Annotated in this window: 9 protein-coding genes; 3 read left to right on the top strand and 6 right to left on the bottom strand. The window is 75.1% G+C overall.

Going from position 1 to position 15,078, the window contains the following annotated elements:
• Positions 1-18: 18 nt before the first annotated feature.
• The 5 genes from ABZ567_RS22840 to ABZ567_RS22820 form a co-directional block, all read right to left on the bottom strand.
• Entirely contained in the window at positions 19-4,728 is a 4,710-nt protein-coding gene (locus tag ABZ567_RS22840; protein ID WP_360792764.1) for a hypothetical protein, read from the bottom strand.
• A 165-nt stretch (positions 4,729-4,893) separates the two neighbouring features.
• Complete coding sequence (locus ABZ567_RS22835; protein ID WP_360792762.1) at positions 4,894-5,808, bottom strand: hypothetical protein; 915 nt, start codon at positions 5,806-5,808, stop codon at positions 4,894-4,896.
• Complete coding sequence (locus ABZ567_RS22830; RefSeq protein ID WP_360792760.1) at positions 5,805-6,563, bottom strand: hypothetical protein; 759 nt, start codon at positions 6,561-6,563, stop codon at positions 5,805-5,807. Before ABZ567_RS22830 ends, ABZ567_RS22835 begins: the two co-directional genes overlap by 4 nt.
• The gene (locus tag ABZ567_RS22825) at positions 6,560-8,104 is read right to left on the bottom strand and encodes a hypothetical protein (RefSeq protein WP_360792758.1); all 1,545 of its coding nucleotides are present in this window, start codon (positions 8,102-8,104) and stop codon (positions 6,560-6,562) included. Before ABZ567_RS22825 ends, ABZ567_RS22830 begins: the two co-directional genes overlap by 4 nt.
• A gap of 66 nt (positions 8,105-8,170) precedes the next feature.
• Complete coding sequence (locus ABZ567_RS22820; protein ID WP_360792756.1) at positions 8,171-8,929, bottom strand: GntR family transcriptional regulator; 759 nt, start codon at positions 8,927-8,929, stop codon at positions 8,171-8,173.
• 129 nt (positions 8,930-9,058) lie between these two features.
• On the opposite strand from ABZ567_RS22820, the gene ABZ567_RS22815 reads away from it, so the two are divergent.
• From ABZ567_RS22815 to ABZ567_RS22805, 3 genes are read left to right on the top strand one after another with little or no spacing between them, the layout of a single operon-like run.
• The gene (locus tag ABZ567_RS22815; RefSeq protein ID WP_360792817.1) at positions 9,059-9,829 is read left to right on the top strand and encodes a 5-oxoprolinase subunit PxpA; all 771 of its coding nucleotides are present in this window, start codon (positions 9,059-9,061) and stop codon (positions 9,827-9,829) included.
• Between the two features lie 40 nt (positions 9,830-9,869).
• Positions 9,870-10,505 carry an allophanate hydrolase subunit 1 gene (locus ABZ567_RS22810; RefSeq protein WP_360792754.1) on the top strand — a complete coding sequence of 212 codons (636 nt, stop codon included), beginning with the start codon at positions 9,870-9,872 and terminating at the stop codon, positions 10,503-10,505.
• Positions 10,502-11,410: a biotin-dependent carboxyltransferase family protein gene (locus ABZ567_RS22805; RefSeq protein WP_360792752.1), complete on the top strand. Its 909-nt coding sequence runs from the start codon at positions 10,502-10,504 to the stop codon at positions 11,408-11,410. The genes ABZ567_RS22810 and ABZ567_RS22805 overlap by 4 nt, the downstream gene beginning before the upstream one ends.
• On the opposite strand, the gene ABZ567_RS22800 is transcribed toward ABZ567_RS22805, so the two are convergent.
• Complete coding sequence (locus ABZ567_RS22800) at positions 11,394-15,023, bottom strand: hydantoinase B/oxoprolinase family protein (RefSeq protein ID WP_360792750.1); 3,630 nt, start codon at positions 15,021-15,023, stop codon at positions 11,394-11,396. The two genes, ABZ567_RS22805 and ABZ567_RS22800, sit on opposite strands and share 17 nt — an antisense overlap.
• Positions 15,024-15,078 lie beyond the last annotated feature (55 nt).

The following is a 15,078-nucleotide window of genomic DNA, read 5'->3' as shown; positions in this document are numbered from 1 at the left end:
GGGCCGCTGTCTTCACCGCTACGGAATGTGCGGCGGGGTCGGGGCGTCGCTCGTGTGACGGCGGAACATCCGGGTCGCCGTGATCTCGCCGTGGATGGTCTCGCCCTCTCCGGCGGCCTGCGGCAGTCCCGGACGCAGGTGCTCCTCCACGCTGATGTACTTCAGCCCGGCCCGCAGGTCGGCGTCGTTGCGCAGCCGGATCACCAGCGGGAACTCGGCGAGGGCGGTCGTGTCGAAGAGACCCGTCGTGTACAGGAGCTGGACACCCAGCGCGTCCGACACGGCCCGCTGGAGCTCCAGGAGGTACGTGGCGTTGGCACGGCCGATCGGATTGTCCAGGAACAACGTGCCCGCGTGGCGGTGCTTGTCACGACCCCGGTCGTTGGACCGGAGCGCGGCCATCGTGCAGTACAGGGCGATGGCCGCGGTGAGCAGCTGACCGCCGGAGAAGACGTCGCCCATCTGCCCCACGGGCACCCGCTCGGCGCGGAGTACCGCGTCCGGCTTGAGGATCTCGACGGACACCCCCTTGGGTTCGAGGGCCGCCTGTACCCCCCTCAGCAGTAGGGACATCCCGTCACGGCGCAGGTCGGAGTTCTTCTTGACGGCGGCGCGGGTGGCCTCGTCGACGACCTCGCCGAGCCGCTCCGCGAGGGTGGCCTGGTCGGGCTCCTCGAAACGGATCCGCAGGAACTCCTGTCCCGACCACTCGCCCAGGCCCTCGGGGAGCCGGGAGAGCCGCTGAGCGGAGCGCAGCGTCGCGAGGGAGGACTCCACCAGGCCGCGCAGCCGGTCCACGATCGAGTCGCGGTTGCGCTCCAGCTGCTCCAGCTCGTCGGTGAGGACCCGCAGCCGGGGCGCGAAGGCCTCGGCCCACTTGGCGGCGTGCTCGGGCAGGGCGGACGCCGGCAGTTCGCGGATCTGCTGGCGGGCGGGGGTGCGGACCTGCTCGTAGCGGGTGGAGTTGGCGTGCCGTACGAGGATGTCGCTCGCCTCGCGGACGGCGGCGTCCGCGGCGGACAGCTCGGCGGTGCAGCCGCGCAGCGAACGACGCGTCTCACCGGCCGTCGTACGGGCCTCCTCCAGGCTGCCGGGATACGGCTCGGCCTCGTCCCGCTCCTCGTCCGTGTGGTCGCGGAGCAGGTCCCGCAGCAGGGCTGCGGTCTCCTCGAAGCCGCCGGCCGCGTCCTCGGCGGCCCGGTGGTCGCGGAGCAGGCCGGTGTGGGCGGCGCGCGCCGCCTCCAGGGCGTCGGTACGGGAGGCGAGTTCGGCGGTGGCGGTACGGAGCAGGGCCTGGGCCCGCTCGGCGTCGGCGGGCACCAGTTCCTCGGGCAGCTCGGTGTGGGAGCCGCCGTCCTCGGGGGCGAGCCGCTCGGCCTCGCCGCGGAGACGGCCGAGCTTCTCGCTCGCCTCCGAGGCGCGGACCTCCAGCATCTGCACGAGGGCTTCGGCGCGGGCGGCCGCGGCCTGCCGGGACGGGCCGTCGGCGCCGTCGGTGGATTCGAGGAGCTGCTCGGCGCGGGTCCTGACCTTGTTGGTGAGGCGGTCGAGTTCGGCCAGGGCGGCGGACTCGTCGCTCTCCGCGCGGGCCTGCTCGGCGCGCAGGTCGGCGCCCACGCCGACCTTCTCGTACAGCTGGGACGCCGCCCGGTACGCCTCGCGCAGGGTGGGGAGCGCGGCGCGGGACGCGGGCGCGTCACCGTCGGGGAGGGGGTCGGGAGCGCCGGCGATCTCGGCGCGCTCGGCCCGCAGGGCGCGGGCGGTGCGGTGGGCGTCGTCGGCGGAGCGCTGGGTCGCGCGGCGGTCCTCGTCGGCGGCACGCGCGCGTTCCAGGCAGGTCTGCGCGCGGGCCTCGGCCTCGGCGGCGTCGTCGGCGAGTTCGCGGAGCTTGGCCTGCCAGGCGGAACGCTCGCGCAGCCGGTACGCCAGGCCCGCAAGTGCGTCGGCGACGCGACGGGCGCGCTGGGCCGCCTCCTGCCGCTCGTCCCTGACCTGGGCCGCCTCGGCGGCCGCTTCCTCGGCCTCCGCACGCGCGGTGCGGGCCTCGTCGAGGGTCGCGGCCGCTGCTTCGGCGGTCTCCCGGGCGGTCGTGGCGACGGCCGCGAGCTCCGCGAGCATCCCGGGCGGGCAGTCGGCGCGCCAGGACCCGATCCGGGCCGCGAGGGAGCGGTCGCCGGCGAGACGGGAGGCGAGGGTACGGATCTCCTCGTCGCGTGCGGCCGCGCGGGCGCGCAGGGCGTGGCGCTCCTCGTCGGCCGCGTGCTCGTCGTGCATGGCCGGGTTCGGCGGCACGAGGAAGACGCCGGTGTCGCCCGTCGGGTCCTGCGCCGGCACGGGAGCGAGCAGGGCGGCGGCCGTGCCCACGGCCACGGCGGAGCGGGGCAGCAGGGCGGCCGAGCCGAGGATCTCGCGGGCGCGTCCGTACGAGACGGGGTCGGTGATCACCACGCCGTCGACGAGCTCGGGGCGGGCCGCGAGGACGCGCGCGTGGTCGACCGGGTCCACGGACTGGGCGAGGTAGCGCCAGCCGGGAAGGGCGGGGATGCCGTGCTCGCCGAGGTACTCGACGGTGGCGAGGACGTCGGGTCCCGGCGGCAGCAGGCCGCCGTCGCCGAGGGCCCCGAGGATGCGGGAGTCGTCGGCGGCGGCGGTGCGCAGGTCGAAGAGCTGGCGCTCGGCGGAGGCGACGGCCTGGTCGAGCATGCCGCGCAGGTCGTCGGCGTACCGGTCGAACTCGGTGACGGTGAGCGGCCCCTGGGGCACGGGCTCCCCGGAGGTGCCCTCGCGATCGGCGGGGTCCCGGACCTCGCCGTCACCGGTGGGCGCGGTGGCCACGCGCTGCCCCGGGAGGGGGGAGCCGGGAGCGGGGAGGGAGGATCCGGCGGCCGGAAGGCTCAGGAGTTCCGCGAGGCGTTCCTCGGCGGCGAGGAGCTCGGCGGCACGGCGCTCCGCGTCGTAGGCGTTCCCGGCGGCCTCGGCCGCGTCCGCGGCGCGGGCGGCGGCGAGTTCGGCGCGGGACTCGGCGCCCGCGGCCTCACGCGCGCGATCCGCTGCGGTGCGGGCGACCTCGCGGGCCGTGTCCCAGGCGGCGACCGTCGTCTTCTCGGCGTCGCTCGCGGCGAGGGCCGCGCGGGCGGGGTCGGCGTCGGGCGCGGAGTCGTCGAGCCAGCCGGCCCGTACCGCCTCGGCGGTCTCCTGCTCGACCTCGGCGAGCCGCTGGCGCAGGTGGCCCGCCTCGCTGCGGGCGCGCTGGGCCTCGGTGGCGGCGGCCGTGGCGTCGCGGTGGGCGGTCTCACCGGCCTCCTGGAGGGCGGTGGAGCGCTCCTCCTCCTCCGCGGCGTGGCGCTCGCCCTCCTCGGCGGCGGCGGCGAGTGCCCGTACGAGATCGGCGGCCGCTTCGGCGCGGGCCGCGAGGGCCGGGGCGGCGTCCCGCTCGGCCTCCCGGATGGCGACGGCCACGCGCGCGGAGCGGTCGGCCGCGGCACGGTGGCGGAGGACGACCTCGGCCGCCTGCCAGGCGGAGTGCGCCGTGCGGGCGTCGGTGAGCTCCCGGCGCTGGGAGGCCGCGCCCTTCTCGGCGGCGGCCAGGGCCAGGGAGGCGTGCCGATAGGCGAGTTCGGCGGCGATGCGGGAGCTGAGGCCCCGTGCGGTCTCGGCCTCGGCGACGGCGTGGGCGGCGGAGGTGACCTGCTGGGCCAGTTCGGCGCCACGGCCGCGCTCCTGGGCGGCGCGGGCGGAGAGCCGGCGGGCCAGGGTGCGGGTGCGGCGCTCGGAGGCGGTGTGGACCTCGCGCGCGTGGGACCGGGTTTCGGCGGCGTCGACGATCCGGCCGAGGAGGTCCACCGAACCGGCCGTGAACTCGCGCTCGGCGGTCAGCTCGGCGCGGCGGCCCAGTTTGTTGCCGAAGCCGCTGACGAGGTCCGCGAGTCCGTCGGTGTCCCGGGTGTCGGTGACGGCGCGCAGCAGCAGGTCGGTGAAGTCGGAGTCCTTCTTGACCGCGAAGAGGCCGGCGGCCTCGCCCTCGTCGGCGTTCATCTCGCGCTGGTAGCGGAAGAGCTCGGGGTCGAGGCCGAGTTCGCCGAGGTGTTCGTTCCAGCGGTCGTGGATCTCCTCCCAGTAGACCTCCAGGTGCGGGTACGCCTTGCCGGCCTCCGTGATCGCGTCGCGGAAGCCCTTCATGGTGCGGCGGCGGCCGCTCGCGCCCGATGCGCCCTCGACGGGCGGGCGGACGGAGGTCGCCTCGGCGACGGGGAGGTTGTCCAGGCTGAGTCCGGGGCCGGGACGGAAGGAGTACCAGGCCTCGGCGAACTTACGCGGGTCGTGCGAGACCTGACGGCCGCGCCACTCACTGGCCTTGCCCACGACGACGAGTTCGCCGGTGAGGGTGTGCTGCCACTCCAGGGCGACATGACCGCAGTCGTCGGCGAGGAGGAACTTGCGCAGGACGCCGGAGCTGGCCCCGCCGAGCGTGTTGCGGTGGCCGGGGAGCATGACCGAGAAGATCAGCTTGAGGAGGACGGACTTGCCTCCGCCGTTCTCCAGGAAGAGCACACCCGCGGGGGCGGGGCGGCGCGGCGGCCCGACCGGTTCCTCCTCGAAGAACTCCGCCTGCGCGGGGGCGGGGTGGGGCACGGGCGCGCCGACCCCCCGCAGGTCCAGGACGGTGTCGGCGTAGCGCGCACCGGCGGGACCGATGGAGTACAGGCGGACCCGGGACAGCTCGTACATGGCGAGGGACTCTCGTGCTCTCGTGCTCTGGAAGGTCGGTTGCGCGGGGCGGTGAGGCGGGATCGGTTGTGCGGGCGGTTCGGTGGTGCGGGTCGTGAGGCCGGTTCGGTTGTGCGGGTCGGTGAGGCGGTTCGGTTTACACGGGCTCGGTTTGCGCCGGTTCGGTCACCCGTGGAAGGGCAGGCCCGCGTCGGCCGCGAGCTCCAGGTCGTCGCCCTCGGGCGGGGGCAGCAGGGTCGCGGAGCCGTCGCTGACGGGGACGACGCCCAGGTCAAGGAGCTCGGCCATGGCGGCGGACCCGGCCATGTCACGGACCTGGAGCTGGTAGCGGGCGGTGGTGCGGTAGGAGCCGCCGCCCTCGTCGCCGGTGCGCTGGAGGAAACCGGACTCGGTGAGGAAGGCGGCCGCCTTGCCGACGATGCCGGTGGTGGACCCGGCGAGCCGGCGGGCGTCCTTGGTGGCGCCGGTGGCACTGCGGCGCGCGTAGATCCGCCAGGCCGCCTCGAGGCCGGGGGCGTCGGAGGCCGGGTCGGTGTTCTCGCCCTGCTCCTCCGCCCGCTGTTCGAGCCGCAGGCACGCCTGGCGTACGAACGCGTCCACGCCGTTGACCGTGAGACGGCCGATGTACCCGTCGTCCGCGAGGTCCTCGGGGCGGGGGAAGGCCATGGCGGCGACGGCGAGATGGGCCAGACCGTGGAGGAACCGGTCGGCTGAGTCCGTGGAGGCGCGGCGCGCGTAGTCGCCCATGCGGACGGCGAAGACGGAGTCCTCGCCCGCGGTGACGGCCATGCCCGCGCGGGGGGAGACCTCCAGGACGACGAGTCCGAGGCCGGTGGCGACGGCGTCGGCCAGGCGCCCGAAGGCGGGGTCCTCGCGGTAGCGGCGGAGGAGTTCCCCGTACTCGGCGTCCCGGGCCGGGAGCAGCTTGGGCTGGAGCCCGAAGGAGACCAGCCGGGCCGCGTCGGCGGCGTCAGCGGGGGTGACGGTCGACGCGGCGGCGCCGCTCGGGGAGGCGACCGGGGGCTGCGGGGGCTCCTGCTCGCCCCACGCGTCGGCGTACTCGGCGTGGGTTTCGCTCACGGCTGGGGCTCCTCGGTCGGGCTCTCGGTCGGTGTCGGGGTCGCTGCATGGGCGGGGGGCGGGGGCGGCGTCTGTGCCTGTGCCGGGGGCCGTTCCTGTGCCGGCGTCTGTGCCGGGGCCGGTGCCTGGGTCGGTGTCGGCGCCGGGCTCGGTACGGCGGGGGCGACGGGGCGGGTCACGGGCAGCGGGACAGGGGTGACGGCCGCCGCCGCGCCTGCGGCCGTGCGGCCGACGGGGGCGGCCGGTTCATCCGTGAGCCGCACGGCGCGCACGGACGGGACGCCCCGCCGCCGGACGGATGCCGCGCGGGACGGCTCGGGCACCGCGACCACCCCGACCCGGGGCGGGCCACCGGAGGCCCGCGGGGGCTGGTCCCCGGCGCGGGCATCGGCGGGCGGGTCGACGCGGACGGGCCGCACACGGGGGCCGGGGGCGGGGTCGGAGGGCTCGGAGGGGGTCGGCTCGGGGGGAACCTGTGCTGCGGGAACAGGTGCTGCGGGAACCGGATCCGCGGGCGCGGACTCCTCGCACTCCGGCTCCGCGTGCTCCGGTTCCGCGTGCGGAAGCTCCGCCTGCGGAGGCTCCTCACGTGTCGGCTCCGCCTCCGCAGCCGGCGTGACGGCGTCGCGTACTCCCGAGTCCGCCGAGTCCGCCGAGTCCGCCGGATCCGGGCGGTCGGCGGCTGGGGGTGGCCCGGCCGCGGCCGGGCGGAGGGGCGGTACGACGACGGCCGCGGCCGGCGGGACGAGGGTCACGAGGCCTCCGAGCGGTCCGCGGCCATGCCGGTCGCGTCGAGCAGGGCCGTACCGACGATGAGGTCGGCGCCGCCGAACTGGGGGTCGTCGAGCGGGGTGCCGTCGTCGACGGCGAAGAGCAGGCGCTCCTCGCCCTGACGGTAGGCCGTGCCCACCGGCGGGCTCGCCGCGTGGACGGCCAGGAGGGCGACGAGGTACGGCAGGTCGTCGTCGAGTGCGCGGGCCTCGGCGAGCAGGCCGGAGAGGCGGCGCGGGGCGTCGTGCTCCAGGTCGAGCAGGCGCAGCGCGCTCGCGAGCTGCTCCTCGCTGAAGCGGGAGTCGTCGGGGGTGGCGACGAGGTCGGGCTCGGGCATCTCCGCGCCGAGGTGCTCGCGCTCGACGGGCGGGGTCAGCAGCAGATCGACCAGATCACCGAGGCGTACCGAGGCGGGGGTGCGCAGCCCGGTGCCGCGGGCGAAGAAGGCGTCGGTGACCCTTGCCGCCTGTTCGACGGGGAGCGGCAGGGTGGGGGCGACGAGCTGGCCGTACAGGTCGAGCCCGGTGTGCGAGGTGGGGGCGGCGAAGGCCTGCCGGTCCTGTTCGGCGCGGAAGAGGGGTCCGGCGTCCAGCAGGCGGGACTGGAGCTGGGTGTGGCGCCGGATGCAGTCCTTCACTATGTCGACGAGTTCGGCGGCGCGCCGCTTGTGCTCGGCCGTCTTGGCGTCGGACGCGGCCTCGGCCTCGTCACGGGCCTTGCGGATGTTGGTGAGGATCGCGTTCTCGTGGCGGTAGCGGTCGGCGACGTGGTCGAGCGCCTCGGCGATCATGTCCGGCACGGCGTTGAGCCAGTCCACCGCGCGCACGTTGCGCCGGGTCGCCTCCAGGGTCCTGCGGAGGCTCTCGGCGTACTGCACGGTCCGGTAGCGCGCCTGTTCGGCGGCGAGCTGGGCGTCGGCGAGCCGGCCCCGGTTGATGAGGACCTCCAGCTTCACCTCGGCGGCGATCTGGGCGCTGGTGACGTCGGTGTCGAGTGCTCCGACGAGGACGTTGACCGCTTCGTCGGTGGTCCGGAGGTAGACGCCACCGCCGTAGCCCGGGACCTCCTCGATGAGTTTGAAGTCGTAGTCCCTGCGCACATAGACGCCGTCGGTCCCGAAGGTGCCGTAGACGGCGCGGAAGCCGCGGTCGACGCTGCCGACGTTGATCAGGTTCTCCAGGACCCAGCGGGCCACGCGCTCGTGTTCGGCGGCGGGCCGGTGCGGTGCCTGGGCGGCGACGCGGGGCAGCAGGCGGGCGACGATCTGCTCGTGGTCGGCGCCGGTGTCGAAGTCCATGTTCAGCGTGATGAGGTCGATCGCGGCGAGGGCCACCTCGGCCATCGCGTAGACCGTGTACTCGCCGGCCAGGTTCGCCTTGCGCGCGTCGAGGTCGTGCAGCGGGGCGGTGCACGCGAGCGCGCGGAGGCGCCGCGCGAGCCCTTCGTCGGCGGCCGGGCCCTGCGCGGGCCGCGGCGCCGCGCTGAGCTGGGGCGGAGCGAGGTCCGTCGAGGCAGGCGAAGTCACGGTGCACAGATTAGGTCCTCGAACTGACAACGGTCGAAACGGCGCAGATGTGACCGGTCCCGGGGGTCAGCGCTCCCGGCCTGCCGGGGGCCGGTCCACCTGGCCCTGTGAAGGCCGGACAGCCGGGCCCGTGGGGGCGTCGACGGCCTGGGCGTACGCGGCCGCGACCCGGGTGCGGGAGTCGTCGAGATAGCGGGCCAGGAGAGCTTCGGCGGTGGTCCGCTCACCGGCTCGCAGGGCGTCCAGGATCTCCCGGTTCCGGGCCAGGTACGGCTCGTGCAGGGCGCGAGGGTCGTCGACGACATGGAACGCGAGGCGGAGTTCGGCGAGGACGCCCCGCATCAGCTCGTCGGTGCGCGCGCTGCCCGCGAGTGCGACGAGCTCGCGGTGGAAGTGGATGTTGGCCGTCGAGACGCCCTGCCAGTCGCCCGCGCGGGCGGCGGTCTCGCCCTGCACGACGGCGTCGTGCAAGGCGTCCAGGACGTACGGCGGCTGCCCCAGGCCCCGTACGACGGCGCACTCGACGAGCCGCCGGGTGCGGTGGATGTCGTCCACGTCGTCGACGGCCAGGACACGGACGAAGACTCCGCGATTGAGCTCGTGGACGAGCAGCCGCTCGCGGGTGAGGAGCCGGAAGGCCTCGCGCAGGGTGTTCCGGGAGACGCCGAGCGCACCGCCGATGCCGTCCTCGGAGAGCCGGGTGCCGGGCGGGAAGTAGCCCTCGGCGATCCGGGTGCGCAGGATGTCCGCGACCCGTTCCGCCGTACTGGTGCGTCCGAGCAGCGCCCGGTCGTCGGCCAGGTCCCCGGTTCCACTCGCTGCCACGCCGCTCCTTGTCGTACGTCGTCCGCGGGCGAGTCAACCGTACGGCCCGCGTCCGGACAACCCTTGTCGGATCGTTCAACGATCCTCTACCTTGACGGCACCGTACGGTTCCCCTCCCGCGAGGTGCAGATGCGCACGACCCCGGTCCCGATCGACCTCAACGCGGATCTCGGCGAGGGCTTCGGCCGCTGGACGCTCACCGACGACGAACAGCTGCTGTCGGTCGTGACCAGCGCCAACGTGGCCTGCGGCTTCCATGCCGGGGACGCGGCCACCATGCGACGGGTGTGCGAGCTCGCCGCCGCGCGCGGGGTACGGATCGGCGCCCAGGTCTCGTACCGCGACCTGGCAGGGTTCGGGCGCCGTTCGATGGACGTCCCCGCGGCGGAGCTGGCCGCCGAGGTCGCGTACCAGATCGGCGCCCTCGAGGTCTTCGCGCGGGCGGCGGGCGCGCGCGTGGCGTACGTGAAGCCGCACGGGGCGCTCTACAACCGGGTGGTCAGGGACGAGGAGCAGGCGGCGGCGGTCGTCGAAGGCGTCCTGCTCGCGGACCGCACGCTGCCGGTTCTGGGCCTGCCCGGGTCGCGGCTCCACGAAGCGGCGACCGAGGCCGGGCTGCCGGTCGTCGCCGAGGCCTTCGGGGACCGCGCCTACCGGGCTGACGGCTCCCTGGTGCCGCGCGGGCAGGCGGGCGCGGTCGTCAGCGACCCGGCCGCGGTGGTGGAACGGTCGGTCGCCATGGCCAGGTTCGGGGTGGTCACCGCGCACTGCGGTAGTTCCGTGGCGGTACGGCCCCGTTCGCTGTGTCTGCACGGGGACACCCCGGGGGCGGTGGACCTCGCCCGGCGGGTCAGGGAGCGCCTCGAGACGTCCGGTGTGCGGGTGGAGGCCTTCGCGTGAGGGCCACGTCCGTCGCTCCGCGGCCGCCTCAGGACTTCGCGTGAACGCCTTCGGCACGCGCGCGTTGCGCGTCGGCGAGCGGGCTCTTCTGGTCGAGCTCGCCGGCGGCGAGGAGGCGGAGGCGTTCCACGCGGAGCTGCTGCGTCGGCGGGCCGCCGGGACCCTGCCCGCCGTACGGGAGATCGTGCCGGCGGCGCGGACCGTGCTCCTGGACGGGGTGGCGGACCCGGACGGGCTGGCGGCCGAGCTGACCGGCTGGGAAGTGGGGCCGCTCCCCGCGCGCGTGGGCGCGGCCATCACGATAGCCGTCCGCTACGACGGGCCCGATCTCGCGGAGGTCGCCGCGCTGTGGGGGGTGTCCGTCGAGGCGGCGGTACGGATCCACTCGTCGGTGGAGTTCCGGGTGGCGTTCTGCGGGTTCGCACCGGGCTTCGGCTATCTGACGGGGCTCGACGAGCGGTACGGGGTGCCGCGCCGGGCGACTCCGCGTACCGCCGTCCCGGCCGGTTCGGTCGCCCTGGCGGGGCCGTACACAGGTGTGTACCCGCGCTCCTCCCCCGGCGGCTGGCAGCTGATCGGAACGACCGACGCGGTGCTCTGGGACACCGGCCGGGAGCCGGCCGCGCTGCTCGCCCCCGGCACCCGCGTCCGGTTCACGCCGGAGGGCGGGCGATGAGCGACCGGGCCGTCAGCGTGGTCAGGGCCGGGGCGCTGACCACCGTGCAGGACCTGGGCCGTACCGGCCACGCGCATCTCGGCGTGCCCCGCTCCGGGGCGCTCGACCCGTCCGCCCTGCGGCTGGTGAACCGGCTCGTCGGCAACCCGGAGACGGCGGCCGTCCTGGAGACCACCGTCGACGGCTGCGCCGTGCGGCCCCGCCGGGCGGTCACCGTCGCGGTGGGCGGTGCGCCCTGCCCGGTCCGGGTGGACGGACGTCCGGCCGCCTGGGGAACCGCGGTCCGCGTGGCGGCCGGCTCCGTCCTCGATGTCGGCGCGGCCGCGCGCGGAGTACGCGCGTACGTGGCCTTCGGCGGCGGGATCGCCGTCGAGCCGGTGCTCGGCAGCCGCTCGACCGACCTGCTGTCCGGGTTGGGGCCCGCACCGCTGGTGGAGGAGACGGTCCTGCCGCTCGGGCCGGAGCCGGCCGCACGGGGAGCGGTCGTACAGGGGGTGGTCGTACGGGGGCCGGCCGCACGGGGAGCGGTCGACGCTCCCCCGTGGCCGGGACCGCCGGACGAACTCGTCCTGCGGATCCGGTTCGGGCCCCGCGACGACTGGTTCACCGCCGCGGCGCTCCGCACCCTCGCCACGCGCGCGTACCGGGTGTCTCCGGCGTGCAACCGCATCGGACTTCGGCTCGAAGGCCCGCCCCTGGAGCGGGCGCTGCCGGGAGAGCCGGCGAGCGAGGGCATGGTCCTGGGCGCCGTGCAGGTGCCGCCGGACGGGCGGCCCGTGGTGTTCCTCGCGGACCATCCGACGACGGGGGGCTATCCGGTGGTCGCGGTGGTCCGCGAAGCCGACCTGGGCGCCGTGGCGCAGGCGGTGCCGGGTACGCCGGTGCGGTTCACTCCGACGCGCTGACGGGAGGCGGCGGTTCGGGTGGTGGGCCGTAGCCTCCGCCGCCCGGGGTGCGCAGGACCAGGACGTCGCCGGCGCCGACCTCCGTGGTGGCGGCGCCACCGAGGCGCTCGACGGTGCCGTCGGCGCGTTCCACGAGGTTCTCGCCGAGGGCTCCCGGCTCGCCGCCCGCCATGCCGTACGGGGGGACCCTGCGGTGTCCGGTGAGAAGGGCCACCGTCATGGGCTCCAGGAAGCGGATGCGGCGCTCCACTCCGCGGCCGCCCCGCCACCGGCCGCGCCCGCCGCCGTCCTCCCGTACCGCGAAGGCGTCGACCCTGACCGGGTGGCGCCACTCCAGGATCTCGGGGTCGGTGAGCCGGGAGTTGGTCATATGGGTCTGGACGGCGTCGGCGCCGTCGAAACCGTCCCCGGCACCCGAACCGCTGGCGACGGTCTCGTAGTACTGCACGCGCGCGTTGCCGAAGGTGACGTTGTTCATGGTGCCGGAACCCTCGGCCTGGACCCCGAGCGCCGCGTAGAGCGCACCGGTGACTGCCTGGGAGGTCTCGACGTTCCCGGCGACGGTGGCGGCCGGATGGACGGGTGCGAGCATCGAGCCGGGCGGGACGCGGATCTCCAGGGGTTCCAGGCACCCGCTGTTGAGCGGGATGTCCTCGTCGACGAGGGTGCGGAAGACGTACAGGACGGCGGCCATGACGACGGCCGTGGGAGCGTTGGCGTTCCCCGGCTGCTGGGGCGATGTGCCGGTGAAGTCGATGACGGCGGAGCGCCGTTCGCGGTCGACGCGGACCGCGACCTGGATGACGGCGCCGTCGTCGGTCTCGTAGCGGCACGAGCCGTCGTCCAGGCGCGCCACGATGCGGCGTACGGACTCCTCGGCGTTGGCGCGGACGTGCCGCATGTAGGCCTGGACGACGTCGAGTCCGAACGCGTCGACGGCGCGGCGGAGTTCCTCGATGCCCTTCTCGTTGGCCGCGATCTGGGCGCGGAGGTCGGCGAGGTTGGTGTCCGGGGCGCGGGAGGGGTGGCGGGCGCCGGTGAGCAGGGCCCGCGTCTCGGCCTCGCGCAGACGCCCGTCCCGTACGAGCAGCCAGTTGTCGAAGAGGACGCCCTCCTCGTCGACGGTCCGGCTGAAGGCGGGCATGGAGCCGGGGGTGATCCCGCCGATCTCGGCGTGGTGGCCGCGCGAGGCGACGAGGAAGCGGAGTTCGTGTCCGGTGTCGTCGAAGACGGGGGTCACGACGGTGACGTCGGGCAGGTGGGTGCCGCCGTGGTACGGGTCGTTGATCGCGTACACGTCGCCGGGGCGCAGCTCGTCCCCGCGCCTGCGCAGGACCTCTTTGATGGATTCGCCCATGGAGCCGAGGTGGACGGGGATGTGGGGCGCGTTGGCGATGAGGTTGCCCTCGGCGTCGAAGAGGGCGCAGGAGAAGTCGAGGCGTTCCTTGATGTTGACGGACTGGGCGGTGTTCTCCAGGCGGACGCCCATCTGCTCGGCGATGGCCATGAAGAGGTTGTTGAAGACTTCGAGCAGGACGGGGTCGACGTCCGTGCCGGCCGCCACGCGCGCGGGGCGAGGGGTGACGCGGCGCAGGGCGAGGTGACCGGTGTCGGTCGCGGTGGCCTGCCAGCCGCTGTCGACGACGGTGGTGGCGTCGGCCTCGGCGAGGATCGCGGGTCCGTCCACGCTGTCACCGGGCCGTAGGTCCTCCCGCCGGTGGAGGGGGACGTCGTGGCGCGTGCCGGCGCTGTACATGCGGACGGTGGCCCGGGGCGCGACGGGGCCGGACCGTCCGTCGGGGGCCGTCGGCTCGACCTGGGCGGGGTGGTGCGGCCCCGCACGGCCGACGGCCTCCACGGAGACGGCCTCGACGACGAGGGGCCGGTCGAGGACGAAGGCGTACCGCGCGCGGTGGACGGCCGTGAACGCGGTTGTCAGCTCCTCGGGGGACGCCAGGTCGACCTGGAGGCTCGCGTCGGTGCCCGCGTACCGCAGGAGTACGCGCGCGTGCGTGGTGATCGCCGCGTCGGGGAGGCCGTCGGCGCGCAGCTGCGCCCGGGTCGCGTCGGCGAGTTCGGCGCAGAGGGACGTCACGTGCTCGGGGGTGCCGGGTGCGTCGAGTCCGGCCTCGACGGACCGCTCGCGCATGGCGGTGGCGTCGGCGAGCCCGATGCCGTACGCGGAGAGGACTCCGGCCAGCGGCGGTACGAGGACGGTGTCGACGCCCAGGGCGTCGGCGACGGCGCAGGCGTGCTGGCCGCCGGCGCCGCCGAAGCTGGTGAGGGCGTACCGGGTGACGTCGTGCCCGCGTTGCACGGAGATCTTCTTGACGGCGTTGGCCATGGCGAGGACGGCGATCTGCAGGAAGCCCGCGGCGACCTCCTCGGGGGTGCGGCCGCCGCCTACGTGCTCGGCAAGGGCCGTGAAGCGTTCCCGTACGACATCGGTGTCCAGGGGCTGGTCGCCGGACTCGCCGAAGACGGCGGGGAAGTGGGCGGGCTGGACGCGGCCGAGCATGACGTTGGCGTCGGTGACGGTGAGCGGGCCGCCGCGGCGGTAGCAGGCGGGGCCGGGGACGGCGCCGGCCGAATCGGGACCCACGCGGTAGCGGCGTCCGTCGAAGTGCAGGACGGAGCCGCCGCCCGCGGCGACGGTGTGGATGCTCATCATCGGTGCCCGCATGCGCACTCCGGCGACCTCTGTACCGAGTTCACGCTCGAAGGTGCCGGCGTAGTGCGACACGTCGGTGGAGGTGCCGCCCATGTCGAAGCCGATGACCCGGTGGTGTCCCGCCTGTGCCGAGGTGCGTGCCATGCCGACGACGCCTCCGGCGGGTCCTGAGAGGACGGCGTCCTTGCCCCGGAAGTGGGCCGCCGCGCGCAGTCCGCCGTTGGACTGCATGAACATGAGGCGGATGCCGGCGAGTTCGCGGGCGACCTCGTCCACGTACCGGCGCAGGACCGGTGAGAGGTAGGCGTCGACGACGGTGGTGTCGCCGCGGGGGATCAGTTTGATCAGCGGGCTGACCTCGTGCGAGCAGCTGATCTGGGTGAAGCCGGCGGCGGAGGCGATCGTCGCGATCCGTGCCTCGTGGGCGGGGTGGCGGTAGCCGTGGAGGAGGACGACGGCGGCGGAGCGGAATCCGTCCCGGTGGGCGTCGTGGAGCGCCTCGGCCACGGCGGGCTCGTCCAGGGGCCGGACGAGGTTCCCGCGGGCGTCGACCCGCTCGGGGACCTCGATCACGCGCGCGTAGACCGCTTCGGGGAGCACGATGTGGCGGTCGAAGAGCCGGGGCCGGTTCTGGTAGGCGATGCGGAGCGCGTCGCGGAAGCCCTCGGTGACGAGGAGGACGGTCGGTTCGCCGCGCCGCTCCAGGAGGGCGTTGGTGGCGACGGTCGTGCCCATCTTGACGACGGCGATCCGGTCGGCGGGGACCGGCTCGTCGGGCCGTAGCCCGATCAGGAGCCGGATGCCGGCGACGGCGGCGTCCTGTTGCCGGCCGGGATCGTGGGAGAGCAGCTTGCGGGTGACGAGGCGGCCGTCGGGCCGTCGGCCGACGACGTCGGTGAAGGTGCCGCCCCGGTCGATCCAGAACTCCCAGCGCCCGCTCATCTCCCCATTGTGGCCGCGAGGGCGACGGCTAGGGCGCCGTCCGCGCGCGCGTCGA

Source organism: Streptomyces sp. NPDC016459 (genome assembly GCF_040632845.1).
Classification (GTDB): Bacteria; Actinomycetota; Actinomycetes; order Streptomycetales; family Streptomycetaceae; genus Streptomyces.
This window is presented reverse-complemented; position numbering and strand designations above follow the sequence as displayed.